Below are 14891 nucleotides of genomic sequence, written 5' to 3' on the forward strand. Positions count from 1 at the left end.
ACCACCCCCACGACCACTCCCCCCACCACCTGGGTCAGCCTCACCGCCGCGGCATCACCGACGTCTCTTCCCGGCGCCTGACCGAGCAGCGCTCCGCACACCCCCCACCAGGAGTCTTCATGACCATGCAACGGCGTAGCTTCCTGACCCTGAGCGCGGTCGGAGCCGCGGGCGTAGGCATGTTCCTGCTCGGCACGGGCCAGGCAGGTGCCACCGCGCGGGCGGGAGCTCCGACCCAGCGGTTCGCGCTCGGCGTGCGCCAGTACGCCTGGAGCCGCGGCAGCCGCCGGTGGACCACCTACGTCTACTACCCCGCCACCGGCGCCCCCGGTGGCTCCCCGGTCACCAACGCCCCCGTCGCCCAAGGCGTCTTCCCGGTCTGCGAGTTCATGCACGGCTTGAGCAGCAGCCCTCAGAATTCCCTGGCGATCATCCGCCCCCTGGCCGAGGCCGGCTTCATCGTCCCCGCCCCCCACTTCGCCAACCTCAGTGGCCAAGATGTCTACAACGGCAACCAGTCCAAGGACGTCTCCGAGGTCATCACCCGGACCCTCGCCCTCAACACGGCGAGCGACCCGCTGGCCGGCCACATCAACACAGCGGTCGGAGTCGGTGTCTCCGGCCACTCGATGGGCGGCATGACCACCCACGGCCTGCTCACGGCCTGGCCGGACGCACGGATCACCGCCGCGATCCCCATGTCCTGTGTGGACATGGGCAACCCGAGCCCGTCGGTCCGCGCCAAGGTCCTGTTCACGCACGGCGACCGGGACGGAACGTGCCCGATCTCCTCCGCCCGCCAGGCGTACCGGGAACTGCCCGCCGGCAAGGCGTTCCTGACCTTCCGCGGCGCCGGGCACAGCAACTACTTCGGCGACTCCCGCACCGTCAACACCTCCGTGGACTGGATGCGGTGGAGTCTCTACGGCGACACCGGGGCCCGCGACCGCCTTCGCGCCGACGCCGCATCCAGCACGACCAGCTGGGAATCCGCCCTGAGCTGAGGAACAACCACGCAAGGGCCGTGTGCGCGCGTCTGCCGTGATCGCCGCGCATCCCGGCCGTACAGCGTGCGTGGGCAATCGACTGTGTTCGTGTCCAGGCCGGCGTGAACACCACCGCCCGGACAGAAGACAGCTCCGGCCGCTCCCACTCGTACAGATAGATCCACTTGGGGGTCCGACACCCTCAACGGCACGAGAGAGGAAAGCACATGGTTTCACTAGCAGGGAAGATCAGAGTCACTTTCCTTGCCGTCCTGTTGACAGTTGCCGCATCTGTGTACGGCGCGGCGCATCAGGCATCGGCCGATACCGTGGCACAGTCAAGCGCTTCTCAGATCGTGGCCGACATGGGCGCGGGATGGAATCTGGGGAACCAACTCGAAGCCACCACCAACGGATACCCCAGCGAAACAGCGTGGGGCCAGCCGACGGTGACGCAGGCCCTCATCGACAAAGTGAGGGCGGCGGGGTTCAAGACGATCCGGATTCCGGTCTCCTACCTGGGAGCCATAGGGCCCGGCCCGACTTACACGATCAACGCAGCCTGGCTGAACAGAGTCCAAGAAGTCGTCAACTACGCCTACAACAGAGGCCTGCATGTGCTGATCAACATGCACGGCGACGGGTACAAGAGCGTCAACGGCTCCTGGCTGATCTGCGATTCACCCTCCCAGGCGACGATCAAGGCCAAGTACGAGAAAGCTTGGCAGCAGATCGCGAACAGGTTCAAGAACTACGACCAGCGTCTGATCCTCGAGTCCATGAACGAAGTGTTCGACGGGCAGTACGGCCGCCCGACCCAACCGTGCTACTCGAACATCAACAGCTACAACCAGATCTTCGTGGACACCGTGCGGAAGACGGGCGGCAACAACAGTTCGAGGTGGCTGCTCGTGGCCGGCTGGAACACGAACATCGATTACACCGCGGGGAATTACGGCTTCGCCCTTCCGTCCGACCAGTACCGCTCCTCCTCCATTCCCGCAAGTGAGCGGCGGATCATGATCTCCGTTCATCACTACAGCCCGTGGGACTTCGCCGGAGAGGAAAGCGGCACCATCACGCAGTGGGGCCGGGCAGCGACCAACCCGTCGAGGACGTCGACCTGGGGACAGGAGGACTATCTGGACGCGCAGTTCAAGATGATGCGCGACGTGTTCGTCACGAAGGGGTATCCGGTGGTGGTGGGCGAATACGGCGCCATCGACAAGTCATCCTTCGATTCGTCGAACAATAGGTATCGCGCGGACTTCGCACGGGCCGTCGCGGCCACCGCCAAGAAGTACGGCGCGGCCTCCATCTACTGGGACAACGGTGCAACCGATCGGTACGGGTTCGGGCTGTTCAACCGGCGCTCCCTCACGGTCACCCAGCAGGGCATCATCAACGCCATCATGACCGGCGTCAGCGGCAGTGTCGCCGGCTCCGGCCTTCCGTCCGGCACGTAGCAGGACCCGAGTCTCGGCGACGGGTACATCCCTCTACACACCTCGTGGGCGCGCAGTTGGGCCGAGTGGTGATGCCACACGGTGTGCAATCTCGCCAACTGCGCGCCGACCAGCCGGAGAAGCTACGCTGCTCCGCATCTGGGAGCACGTCTGACAAACGGAGGACAGCGATGTCTTCACATGTACGACCGACGACGAGGTGTCTGCCGGGCTGGCCGGCGTGCCGCGCTCAGGAGGTTCTGCGGTCTCTCAGAGCCCGGCTCAATCCGGAGGACATGGCCTGCCCTCATACGAGCGGCGGTGGGTACCCGGCCTGCGGCGCGAGGAGCCGGCGGGAGTGTCATACGCGTACTACGCACGCCTGGAACAGGGCTACGGCGAAACCATGTCGACCGAGGTGATGGCCGCCGTGGCCCACGCCCTGCGTCTGGCCGAGGAGGAACGGGACCATCTGATCCGGCTCGCCCAGCCCGACCGGAACCGCACACCGCTGTCCAGCTCATTGACTGTTCGGCAGCGCGACGGTGGGGCGGGGTGGCGTAGGCATCTTGCTGCCGATGAAGGAGCTGGGGTGCGGGGGGCTGGTTGTAGGCAGTGTTCTGCCAGGCCAGAGCCGTGCGGTACTGGGTGTCGCGGAGGATGGTCGTGATCCGCGTATTGGTCTGGTACGGCGTGGAGTAGATCCGCAGGGCCGTGTTGTCGGACGTCGGCCAGATGACTTCCTCGCGCCAGTCGCCGAGGATGTCGCCGGACAAGGACCGCGTCGACGGTGCCGTTGTTGGAGTGGACCCCGGCGCCGGTGAGCAGGCGGGTGTCGCCCGGAGGTGCCGTACTTGTCGATGTCGGTGCCGTCGAGGAGTTCGCGCGTAGTGTCGCCGTCCCACCACGCCAGGAAGTTGCTGGGCCGGGCTTACGACTGGCGACCACCGCGCCCTTGGGGTTGCGGACGCCACTCACGAGCGACGACCACGACCCTGCGCCCGCGCTGCCGGACCAGATGTCACCGGACACGCCCCGGCCGTTGTCACCGCCGGCCGGGGTGGACCAGAGGACTTGGCCGGTCCTCGCGTCCGCCATCCAGGAGGACGGCTTGGAGCTGTCCTCGTCGACCTTGAACTCCTCCAGACCCGGCCGGGGCAGGTCGAGGTCGCCCACGTGCATCGCGTCCGGCCCCGGTCGAGGCGTTCCACCTGCCGCGCGGTCGCGGCGTGCGCGGTCTGCGGTATTCCGGTGAGTGCGGAGAGGGTCAGTGCGGTGGCGGCCGTCAGGCCGCCGAACAGCCAATTGTTTGACCTGCGTTGGAATCGCCATGGGCGCAATGCGGTGCGCGGACGCCGGTGCGGGACGGTCACTACGACCTCCGGTGTGGGGGTATGAAGATCGCGGAGAAGGCGGTCCAACCACAGATGTGGGAACGTTCCCATTCGCTGGGAAGATAGATGTTCACTGATGGCCCGTCAAGCATTCTGTTGGGCTCTTCTGTTCACGCATGTTCGGATGCGAGTCAACGAGATGTTCCGTGCGCAGCCTCGCCCCGTCGCTGCATTCCTTCTAAAAGGCACTTGAACTGCGCCGACTCCCGCTGTTTCAGACAGCTCACGGCCGAGGCGCGGCGTACCCCCACCCACAGGATCGCACTGCTTCTTCCATGGATTGGTGAGCAATGGTTGACAGCTTCGTGCCCGATCGAGAAGCTGCGTGATGTACCTCAAGTTCGTTGTGATGCGATTACGCACATACGTCGCAAGACCTCTGTGATCGCTCACAGTTCAGACTTGGAGGAGCGTCCCTGGCATGCCACGGCCGCGCCCTTCGACACGTGCCACTCGTAAGCACTCCTGCCTTAGTTGCTGCCACACCGAGGGAGGCTCATCGGCTGGATCGCACGCGGCTACACCAACTCCTCGGGCGTGAGAGCCAGTTGCCCCAATCACCCGCCTCGCTCCTGGAAGTCTCTTCCTCACTGACCCGCTCTCCGCCGACCGCGACGTCTCCCCTGCGAACGACGGAAGGAAAGGACCGAACATGTCCCCGCAACCCCCCACACCAGTTGCCGGACACATCAGCCGGCGAACCCTGCTCAAGGCCACCACCGCCACCGCCGGGGCGCTCGCCACCGCTGTCGCGTTCGCCGAACTCGAGACGCCTGCCGAGGCCGCGGCGAGCTTCGTCAAGGGCGTCGACATCAGCTGGGCACCTCAGATGGAGGCGCGCGGCTACTCCTGGAAGAACGCCGGCGGGCAGACCCAGGATTTGCTGACGATCCTCAAGGGTTACGGCATCACCGCCGTACGCCTGCGCACCTTCGTCAACCCGTCCAACGACCCGGCCAACGGGCACTGCGGCATCAACGAGGTGGCCGCCTTCGCCAAGCGGGTCAAGGCCGCCGGGATGTCGATCATGCTGGACTACATGTTCGGCGACACCTGGAACTCCGTGGGTGTGCAGAACCCGCCCGCCGCCTGGAAGAACATGAGCTACAGCCAGATGCTCACCGCGATGGGCACGTACGTGAACCAGACCATGACGGTCATGAGGAACAACGACGTGCTGCCCACCTGGGTGCAGATCGGCAACGAGATCAACAGCGGGATCTGCCGCCCGGTCGGCAGCGTCTCCAACGTGGCGCAGATGACAGGGCTGCTCAACGCCGCATACGACCAGGTCAAGGCGGTGTCACCGAACTCGACCGTGTGTATCCACCTGGCCCAGCCGCAGAAGTACGACGTGATGACGACGTTCTTCAGCCGCTACGCGGCGAGCGGCGGCAAGTGGGACATGTCGGTGTTCTCGTCCTACGGCAGCGCCGAGCTCGCCCCCGGGATCGTGGCGAACATGAAGAAGATCTCCGACGCCTACGGCAAACCGTTCCTGCAGAGCGAGTTCGGTGGTCGGGTGGACCGTGCCTCCTCCACCCAGGCCGCGCTGGTCGCCTACATCAAGGCCCTCAAGGCCAATGGCGGGCAGGGCATCTTCTACTGGGAGCCGGAGTGCATGTCCCCGTTCACCGGCTACAACATGGGCGCCTGGGACTCCTCCAGCAAGCGGCCCACCGCAATCATGAACGGCTTCACCCAGGCCTGAGCGGCGGGCCATGGACCTCAACCCGGGCAACTCTCCGGTCAAGGACTGGGATTGGTGATTGTAATGAGCATGACATCGAGTCTCGAAGGGCACGGCGTCAGGCTGGGAGCAGTGGGTCTGCTGACCCTCGCGACGCTGGTCGGCACCGGTGCGGCGCATGCCGATGCCGCCACGCGGGCGCTGCCGGCCGGTTGTTCCGGCAGCGCGCCGATCAAGTGTCACTACGCGGTCTCACCCGGCAACTACGACGTGACGGTCTCCATCGGCGGTGCCGGTGCCGCCGCCACGTACTCGTTCACGGTCAACGTGCGGCAGCCGGAGGGGCAGCCCACCGGCCAGGGCGGCACCGGAAACCCCGGTCTGGACATCCGGTTCTCGGGGACCAACCCGCAGGTGTCGGCCGTCTCGGTGAAACCGGCGGCCCAGCCGCTGGTCGCCTACCTGGCCGGCGACTCGACCGTGTGCGACCAGCCCGTGGCCCCGTACACGGGATGGGGCCAGATGATCACGCCTGCGGTGGGTCCCGGAGCGTCCGTCGCCAACTACGCCGACTCGGGGGAGAGTTCGGGCAGCTTCCTGAGGAACTCGGCGCTCTTCCCGGCCCTGCTGCCGAAGGTCAAGGCAAACGACGCGGTCTTCATCCAGTTCGGCCACAACGACAAGCAGACCAGCGCGTCAGCCTTCCGGAGCAACCTCACCTCCATGATCACGCAGGTCCGTGCGAAGGGCGGCGTTCCCGTTCTGGTGACCCCGCCGGTCCGCCGCCAGTTCAACGGCAGCCGGCTCACGCCCACAGCACTGCACGTCAACGGCCTCGGAGTGAACCTGCCCGCCGAGATGCGCTCGGTCGGCACGGCGCAGAACGTGCCAGTGATCGATCTGACCACCAAGAGCAAGACGCTGGTCGAGTCCCTCGGCCCGTCCGCCTCCGCACAGCTCTTCCTGCGCTCATCCGTCGACGGTGTCACGGACAACACCCACTTCTCGCAGTACGGCGCGAGCCAGATGGGCGGGCTGGTGCTCCAGAGCATCCGCGAGCAGCGCCTGCCCCTGGCCGCGTACCTGCGCTGACCGAACGCCCGGCGCCAGTCCCAAGGAGGGACCCGTTGAGGAACTTACGGATTCTCATCACGACCGCGCTCATGATCGCCTTGTCGAGCCTCGGTGTCAGCGCCGCATCCGCGGCGGACCGCGTCGCCACGGACTGCACCAGTGCCTCCCGCGCCCAGGCCCCGGCCGCACAGGCGGCCGCCGCGCCGGTCACCGTGTGGCTGGCCGGCGACTCCACCATGGCCAACCCGAGCTCCGGCCGGTGCCCGGTCGGCTGGGGCAGCCAGTTCGACGCCCTGTTCAAAAGCGAAGTGACCGTCAAGAACCAGGCCGTCGGAGGCCGCAGCATCCAGACCTGGCTGTACGAGGGGAACGTGAGCGGCACCAAGGGCTCGGACGGTGAGTGCCGCCTCACGTCCACCACGTACTCGTCCCGCTGGCAGGCGATGCTGAACTCGACCACCGGAATGAAGGCCGGTGACTACCTGCTCATCCAGTTCGGCATCAATGACTCCTCCTCGACCTGCCCCCGGCACGTCGGCCCGGCCCGGTACCAACAGCTGATGACCCAGATGGCGCAGGCCGCCCTGGCCCGGGGCGCGCACCCGGTGCTGCTCACCCCGGTGGCCGCCATCACCTGCTCCGGCGGCACAGCGACCAAGAACCGCGGCTTTGTCACCCAGACCCTCGCCGCCGGCGCCGTCACCAGGGCGCCCGTCATCGACCTGCAGACGCTCAGTGTCTCGCTCTACAACAGTCTGCACTTCTGCCCGAACAACGGCGACTACGGGGGCAGCGGTCCCCTGGGCACCTTCTTCTGCAACGACCACACCCACTTCGACACCTACGGCGCCCAGCGGGTCGCAGGGCTCGTCGCCGGTGACGTGCGCCGCCAGAACCTCCCGCTCGCCGTGTATCTCACGTAGCACGCGGCGGTGGGCGCGAACCGAGGCCGGTCGGTTCGCGGGTGGCCTCAACGACGGCGGTGCAGCAGACCGAGGACGCAGTCGTCCCTACCTGAACCTGACGATGGCGTACGGAAACGGCTTGGCTCCGACCAGGCCGCGGCGTGCGACGAAGAAGGAGGCCGGGGCGAGGGTGCGACCGGGCACACGCAGGACGCCCGCCAGTTCGCCGCTTCGGGCCTGGGCTGCCTCACGTACGACTGGTGCTCGCCCAAGGCCATCATCGGCGACCACGGTGGCCGCGTTCGCGTGGATCACCGAAATCAACGGCCGGGGCATGCCGGAGGTCGGCCGCCCGGCTTACGGACACGGAGCTGCGCGGCCACTTCGTCCTGTGGGCCATGAGGTCCGCACCGGCGCTCGTGGGCAGCGATGTGTGCAGCGTGTCGGCGGCGGTGCTGAGCCTCCTCAAGCACGCCGCCCCCCGTTCAACCAGAGCAGCCGTTCGCGATGTCTGTTCGGCCACCGCCTGAGCGATCAGGGGGTGGGCCGCTCGCTCGGAAGGTGGTACACGCGTCCATGGCAGTGTCACGAAGACGGTTTCTGGCGCTGGGCGCCGGAGCGGCCGCCGGAGGGTTCGGGCCGGCCGGCTGCGGGTCGCAGCGCTCGCTCGGCGACCCGGATGAGATCACGCTGTGGACCTGGGACCGGTCGGTGAGCGACGAGCTGGTCGCCCGGGCGGAGACGAAGGGCATACCCGGGGCCCAGGGCTTCAGACTCAGCCGCACCAACATCGGCGGCCATTTCAACACCAAGGTGCGTACCGCGCTCGCCGGCAAGTCCCTGGTGCCGGACATCATCGGCATCAACTCCGACGTGGCCACGTACTTCCCCAACCAGGACGTCTTCGTCGACCTCAACGACTTCGGCGCGGCCGAGCTGAAGAGCCGGTACCTGAACTGGAAGTGGCACGAGTGCGTCACGCCCGAGGGCCGGATGATCGCGTTCCCCATGGACACCGGCCCCACCGGGCTGTTCTACCGCGCCGACCTGCTTCAGGAAGCCGGGATCACCACCGACCCGAAGGAGCTCGCCGCCCGCGCCCCGGACTGGGACGGCTTCATCGCCCTGGGCAAGGAACTGCGGAAGTCCCAGGAGCGCGCGGTGATCTGCCCCAACATCCGCCACGTCTGGAGCATCCGCCTGGGCCAGCTGGGCAGCAAGTTCATGACCCAGGACGGCCGGTACATCGGCGACAGAGACGAACTGCGCGAGGCATTCGAACTGGCCTACCGGATCGGCAGGGACGGCCTGTCGGCCGGCGCCCCGGAGGGCTCCCCCGACTTGTACGGAGTGATCACCAGCGGCCGCCAGCCGGTCGGTATCGGCGCGGTGTGGTGGGGCCTCGCCTTCCCCGAGTCGGCCGCGCCGAAGACCAAGGGCAAGTGGCGGGTGGCCGACCCGCCCGGCGGCTCCGGCAACGTCGGCGGGTCCTTCCTGGCGATCACCAAGTACTCCAAGAACCCCGAAGCGGCCTACAAGTTCATCACCTGGCTGCAGTCTCCTGAGAACCAGGTCAAGGCGTTCACGGAGATGTCGCTGTTCCCGTCCTCCCCGCACTCCTTCACGAGGCCGGAGATGCGTGAGTCCCGGCCCTTCTACGGCGGACAGCGCACCATCGAGGTGTTCGGACCGTCGGCGCGGCAGGTCAGGACCGTCTACAAGAGCCCGTACGACCGGGTGATGGACCCCGTCTTCGCCGCCGAGCTCGCCAACGTGGAGTCCGGCAAGAACGTCGACACGGCATGGAGGGACGCCCAGAACACCATCGAGCGTGAACTCACCCGCGAGGGGGCGATCTGAATGGGCCTCGCCGATGCGCTGCGCGGGAGGACCGCCAAGCCGCCACCGGACGGGTCCAGGCCGCTGCCCGGCTGGCGCCGCTACTGGCCGATGTACACGGCGGTTCTCCCCGTTCTTCCTCCTCTTCGCCGTATTCGGCGTCTTCCCGGTCGGCTTCTCCATCTACCTGTCATTCATGTCGTGGGACGGCATCGGAGAGACGCGGCCGATCGGCTGGGAGAACTACGCGTACCTGGTGACCGACTCCGACTTCTGGCAGTCGATCGGCAACACCCTGATCATCTGGATCCTGTCCACCGTCCCGATGGTCTTTCTGGCCTTGGTCATCGCCTACGCGCTGCACACCGCAGTGCGGTTCAAGGCGTTCTACCGGGTGGCCTACTTCGTCCCGAACATCACCTCGATCGTGGCGATGACCCTGGTGCTCGGCTCCGTCTTCAGCGACAGCTCCGGGCTGCTCAACAGCGCGCTGCGGGCGATCAACTCCGGCGAGGTCGGCTGGCTGTCCGACCCGTGGGCGATGAAGATCTCCGTGGCGGCGATCACCATCTGGCGATGGGTCGGCTACAACGCCATCATCTGCCTGGCCGGCCTGCAGGCCATCTCCAGCGACGTGTTCGAGGCCGCCAAGGTCGACGGCGCCGACAACCGCCAGACCTTCTTCCGGATCACCATCCCGACGCTCCGCCCGGTGATCCTGTTCGTCGCCGTCACCTCCACCATCGGCGGGCTGCAACTGTTCACCGAGCCGCAGGTGCTGTTCCGGTGGACGACAACGGGAACGTCGGCGGGCCCGGCGGCGAGGCCACCACCATCGTGCTCTACCTCTACCAGCAGGCGTTCATCTTCAACCGGTTCGGCTACGGCGCGGCCGTCGGCTGGGCGCTGTTTCTCCTGATCGCGGTGTTCTCCGTCATCAACTGGCGGCTGATCGGCGGCCGGGACGAGGACGCGATCGGCACCGGCAAGCGGAAGGGGAAGTCCCGTGCGCGCTGAGACCGCAGCCCGGTCGCGGACCATCGTGGGCCACGCCGTGCTCCTGCTGGGCGCGCTGATCACGATCTTCCCGTTCTACTGGATGTTCGTGATGGCCTCGAACACCACCGGGGACATCTTCGCCTACCCGCCCAGGCTGATCCCGGGCTCCCACCTGTGGGAGAACATGAACAAGGTGTTCGACGGGATCGACTTCTGGGGGTCGATGGGCATCACCGTCGTAGCCGCCACAACCGTGACGTTCCTGGTGCTGCTCTTCGACTCGCTGGCCGCCTTCGCCTTCGCCAAGTACGCCTTCCCCGGGCGGAGGGTGCTGTTCTGGATCGTGCTGGCCACCTTCATGATTCCGATGCAGCTGGCGCTGGTGCCGCAGTTCGTCACCCTGGCCTGGCTCGGCTGGGTCGGCTCGCTCAAAGCGCTGATCATTCCCGGTGCGGCCAACGCTTTCGGGATCTTCTGGATGCGCCAGTACGCGCAGGGGGCGATCGCCGACGAGCTGATCCAGGCCTCGAGGGTCGACGGGGCCGGGTTCTTCCGCCAGTGGTGGACGGTGGGACTGCCGGTGCTGCGCCCGGGGCTGGCGTTCCTGGGGATCTTCACCTTCTTCCACATCTGGAACGACTACCTGTGGCCACTGATCGTGATGACCGACCCGGGCAAGGTGACACTGCAGGTGGCCGTGCAGCAGCTGAACGGCGTCTACACCACCGACCAGTCGATGGTCATCGCCGGAGCACTCATGTCAGTGATCCCGCTGATCGGGGTCTTCCTGATCGGCTCGCGCCACTTCATCGCCAACCTGGCCGCCGGCGCCATGAAGTTCTGAAGAAACACGCGCGTGGTCCCACCCCTCGAAAAGCAGCTTTCGCCTGCGCTGAGTTCTTCAGGCAGGCACGAGCCCCACTGCCGCACGGGAAATCACCTGACTCGGGAGATGAAGCTGTGAGAACCGCGAAGTTCGGCACCCCTGCCCTCCTGCTCTCGGTGGTCACGGCGAGTTCCGTCGCCATGGCCCCCGGCTCGGCGTCCGCGAGCGCCGCGACGGCCGGAAACACCTACTACGTCGCCCCGAACGGGAACGACGGCGCGGCAGGCACCCAGGCCGCCCCGTGGGCATCGATCGCCCGTGCACAGGCCGTCGCCACGGCGGGCGACACGGTCTACTTCCGGGGCGGCACCTACGCCTACTCCCGCGCGAACAGCGCCTGTTCGAGCCAGACCGCCAAGGTCGACGCGATCACCCTCAACAAGAGCGGCAGCTCGGGCAACCCGATCCGGTACTGGGCCCAGCCGGGCGAGAAACCGGTCTTCGACTTCTCGCGGATGACGGACAACTGCCGCATCAAGGGCTTCAGCGTCACCGGCAGCTGGATCCACCTCAAAGGACTGGAAGTCAAGGGGGTTCCCCAGAACAACAACCGCAACGCCGAGTCCTGGGGGATCTGGGTTTCCGGCAGCAACGACGTCTTCGAGCAGATCAACACCCACCACCACATGGGTACCGGCCTGTTCATCAGCGGCGGGGGCGGCAACCTCGTCCTCAACTCGGACGCGCATGACAACTACGACCTGCGCAGCAACGACGGGCCCGGCGAGAACGCCGACGGGTTCGGTTCGCACTACACGCCGGCCGGCCGCCCCGCGAACGTGTTCCGGGGTTGCCGCGCGTGGTGGAACGCCGATGACGGGTTCGACCTCATCTCCACCTACTCGCCCGTGATCATCGAGAACTCGTGGGCCTGGCGCAACGGGTACGTGCCGGGGACGACGACGCCCTCCGGCAACGGAGCCGGCTTCAAGTCCGGCGGCTACGGGGGCGACTACGAGGCCAACGCGCCGAAGCACACCGTCCGCTACTCGGTGGCGTTCCTCAACAAAGCGGCCGGCTTCTACGCCAACCACCACCCGGTGGCCAACGACTTCTTCAACAACACCGGCTACGGAAACCACCCCAACTTCAACATGCTGGGAACCGACTCGCGCGGCGCCGCCGTCGGCCGGGGCACCCTGCGCAACAACATCGCCTACACCGGAACGGCGACGTCGAACATGAGCGGCACGAACGCCGCGTACAACACCTGGAACCTCGGCGTCCCCCTGTCGGACTCCCAGTTCCGGAGTGTGTCGGCGTCCGGCTGGGACGCGCCCCGCCAGACCGACGGGAATCTGCCCGTGCTGCCCCACCTGCGTCTCGCAGCGACCAGTGCCCTGATCGACAAGGGCACCGACGTGGGACTGCCCTTCAACGGAAGCGCGCCGGATCTCGGCGCCTTTGAGAATGACGGAAGGTGACCTCTTGAAACAAAGATCGCGTGTCGTCTCCAAGTACTGGAAGTTAGCCGCCGCCACCCTGTTGTCCGTGGCGTTGGCGGCACCGCTCTCGGCGAGCACCGCCGCGGCGGAGACACCTGCAACGCAGAGACAGGCAACGGACCTCCAGGACCAGGGGGCGGCTGCTGGACCGGTGGTGGATCGCGGCCTCGAGTACCTGGTGTCCGACTACCAGACGCGCACTCCGACGAAGTACACGGCTGACTCCTGGAAGCCCTTCGCCAAGGCGTTGACCGCCGCGGCTGAGGTCGCCGACGACTCCTCGGCCATCACGTCGGACGTCGCCGACGCGAAGACGGCGCTGATGACCGCCGCCGGCGATCTGAAGGCCGCCGACGAGGGCACGTTCCAGACCATCACGAACAACACCTTCTGGAACGACACCAGCGGCAACCCCATCTATTCGCAGGGCGGTGGGGTCTTCAAGTTCGGCGACACCTACTACTGGTACGGCGTGCACTACACCGGCGCCGAGCTCTACCGGGCCAATCCGACGAAGAAGTACGACGGCAACGTCAGCTTCGTCTCGGTCCCCGTGTACTCGTCCAAGGACCTGGTGAACTGGAAGTTCGAGAACAACGTCGCGACGCGCTCGACCAAGATCAACAACGGGGCCACCCTCGGTCAGGCGGGATGGGTCGGGCGGCTCGGGGTCTCGTACAACGAGAACACCGGCAAGTACGTGCTCGCCACCCAGGCCTACGTCGGAGGCGGGCACGGTGTCCTGCTGCTGCAGGGCGACTCACCCACCGACACCTTCGACTACGGCTACTTCCAGACCCAGATCACCAACTCGCCGACGACCGGCACCGGAGACCAGACCGTCTTCACCGACGAGGACGGCAAGGACTACCTGATCTTCTCCAACCGCGAAGGACGGTCGCGCGGCTTCGTGGCCAAGTTCCGGGAGTCCGACTCGCTGCGGATCGAGCCAGGCGTGCAGATCCGCAGCGGCGCCGGTCGCGAGGGCAACGCCATGTTCAAGCTCGACGGCAGGTACTACCACGCGACGTCGGACCTGCACGGCTGGAACACCTCTGTCAACTACGTCAATGAGTCGACCAGCAGCAACGTCCAGGGCTCCTACAGCAGCGAGTACGTCCTTGCCGGCACCGAGATGGACTACAGCCACGTGACCCAGACCGGGTTCTTCGTGACGGTCAAGGGCACCAAGCAGAACACGGTGCTCTACGCCGGCGACCGCTGGGCCGACTTCGCCTGGAACGGCATCGGGTACAACCAGTGGGTGCCGATCACCAAGACCGGCGCACGGCCGCAGTTCCACTCGGTGAGCCAGTGGCAGTTCAACGCCACGACCGGGGAGTGGCGCGTCGGGCCGGCGAACAACTACATCCTCAACCCCGACATCCAGGCCGACCGCGTCATCGTCTCCAGCGTACGGGGATGGCGGAACCTCGGCGGTTCGGTGACCAACGTCAACGGTGGTGTGAACGGGTCTCGCTTCGCCCTCCAGGTGAGCAACAGCGGCGGCGTCGAGCAGCGGATCGAGTCGGTGCCCGCAGGCACCTACACCCTGTCCCTGCACGCTCGGGGTAGCGCCGGACAGGTCGTGATCACCGGCGCCAACGGCAGCCAGCGCACCCTCGGCATCCCGTCGTCGAGCGGCTGGGCCAAGCGCGAGCTCACCGGCATCGAGCTGCCCGGCGGGGCCGCCACCGTCACCGTGCGGGCGTCGGGTTCGGGCGGCGTCACCGTCGACCAGCTCTCACTCGTCAAGACCTCTGCCGACACACCAGCGCCTCCGGGGCGTTACGAGGCAGAGACCGCTCCGGCACAGTGCCGGGGCACGATCGACTCGAATCAAGCCGGCTATTCCGGCAGCGGGTTCTGCGACGGCGACAGCGCTGTGGGGGCCTTCGCGGAGTTCACCGTGAACTCCGCGACCGCCCGTACGGCGACGTTGGGGATCCGGTTCGCCAATGGCGCCACCACCGGTGCGAGGCCCGCGAACCTCGTCGTCAACGGAGCCACGGCAGGGGCGCTTTCGTTCGAGTCCACCGGCGCGTGGACGACGTGGACGACCAAGACCGTGACGGTCCCGCTGAACGCCGGCAGCAACACCATCCGGCTGGATCCGACCACGGCAACCGGACTGCCCAACGTCGACTACCTCGATGTCGGCTGACTGACATCCCGTGCTCTGCCGGTCTTTGCGACCGGCAGAGCGTACGGAACAACCCATGCCGCCC

General features: G+C 66.7%; 10 protein-coding genes and 1 pseudogene. 10 read left to right on the plus strand and 1 reads right to left on the minus strand.

Annotated features, from left to right (window positions below; all coding sequences use genetic code 11):
- Positions 1 to 119: 119 nt before the first annotated feature.
- A complete protein-coding gene (locus tag AC5P09_RS25675) occupies positions 120 to 1004 on the plus strand; it encodes an alpha/beta hydrolase family protein (protein WP_493876126.1) in 885 nt (294 codons plus the stop codon).
- A gap of 209 nt (positions 1005 to 1213) precedes the next feature.
- Positions 1214 to 2452, plus strand: a complete 1239-nt coding sequence (locus AC5P09_RS25680) for a glycoside hydrolase family 5 protein (protein ID WP_493876127.1) — start codon at positions 1214 to 1216, stop codon at positions 2450 to 2452.
- A 176-nt stretch (positions 2453 to 2628) separates the two neighbouring features.
- Here AC5P09_RS25680 and AC5P09_RS25685 read toward each other — a convergent pair.
- Positions 2629 to 3763 (minus strand): annotated as a pseudogene (locus AC5P09_RS25685) (rhamnogalacturonan lyase family protein).
- A gap of 714 nt (positions 3764 to 4477) precedes the next feature.
- On the opposite strand from AC5P09_RS25685, the gene AC5P09_RS25690 reads away from it, so the two are divergent.
- The 8 genes from AC5P09_RS25690 to AC5P09_RS25725 all read left to right on the plus strand — a co-directional run bounded on the left by AC5P09_RS25690 (position 4478) and on the right by AC5P09_RS25725 (position 14827).
- The gene (locus tag AC5P09_RS25690) at positions 4478 to 5536 is read left to right on the plus strand and encodes a glycosyl hydrolase 53 family protein (RefSeq protein WP_493876128.1); all 1059 of its coding nucleotides are present in this window, start codon (positions 4478 to 4480) and stop codon (positions 5534 to 5536) included.
- A 69-nt stretch (positions 5537 to 5605) separates the two neighbouring features.
- Positions 5606 to 6607 carry a rhamnogalacturonan acetylesterase gene (locus AC5P09_RS25695; protein WP_493876129.1) on the plus strand — a complete coding sequence of 334 codons (1002 nt, stop codon included), beginning with the start codon at positions 5606 to 5608 and terminating at the stop codon, positions 6605 to 6607.
- Positions 6608 to 6642: 35 nt separating this feature from the next.
- The gene (locus AC5P09_RS25700; protein ID WP_493876130.1) at positions 6643 to 7512 is read left to right on the plus strand and encodes an SGNH/GDSL hydrolase family protein; all 870 of its coding nucleotides are present in this window, start codon (positions 6643 to 6645) and stop codon (positions 7510 to 7512) included.
- Between the two features lie 558 nt (positions 7513 to 8070).
- Positions 8071 to 9354, plus strand: a complete 1284-nt coding sequence (locus AC5P09_RS25705) for an ABC transporter substrate-binding protein (RefSeq protein ID WP_493876131.1) — start codon at positions 8071 to 8073, stop codon at positions 9352 to 9354.
- Between the two features lie 175 nt (positions 9355 to 9529).
- Entirely contained in the window at positions 9530 to 10252 is a 723-nt protein-coding gene (locus tag AC5P09_RS25710; protein ID WP_493876132.1) for a carbohydrate ABC transporter permease, read from the plus strand.
- Positions 10253 to 10339: 87 nt separating this feature from the next.
- On the plus strand, positions 10340 to 11176 hold the full coding sequence (locus tag AC5P09_RS25715) for a carbohydrate ABC transporter permease (RefSeq protein ID WP_493876133.1): 837 nt from the start codon (positions 10340 to 10342) through the stop codon (positions 11174 to 11176).
- Positions 11177 to 11292: 116 nt separating this feature from the next.
- Positions 11293 to 12642, plus strand: a complete 1350-nt coding sequence (locus AC5P09_RS25720) for a right-handed parallel beta-helix repeat-containing protein (protein ID WP_493876134.1) — start codon at positions 11293 to 11295, stop codon at positions 12640 to 12642.
- Positions 12629 to 14827 (plus strand): family 43 glycosylhydrolase, encoded by a 2199-nt coding sequence (locus tag AC5P09_RS25725; RefSeq protein WP_493876135.1) that lies wholly within the window; start codon positions 12629 to 12631, stop codon positions 14825 to 14827. Before AC5P09_RS25720 ends, AC5P09_RS25725 begins: the two co-directional genes overlap by 14 nt.
- Positions 14828 to 14891 lie beyond the last annotated feature (64 nt).

It is taken from the genome of Streptomyces sp. a15, from assembly GCF_059026085.1.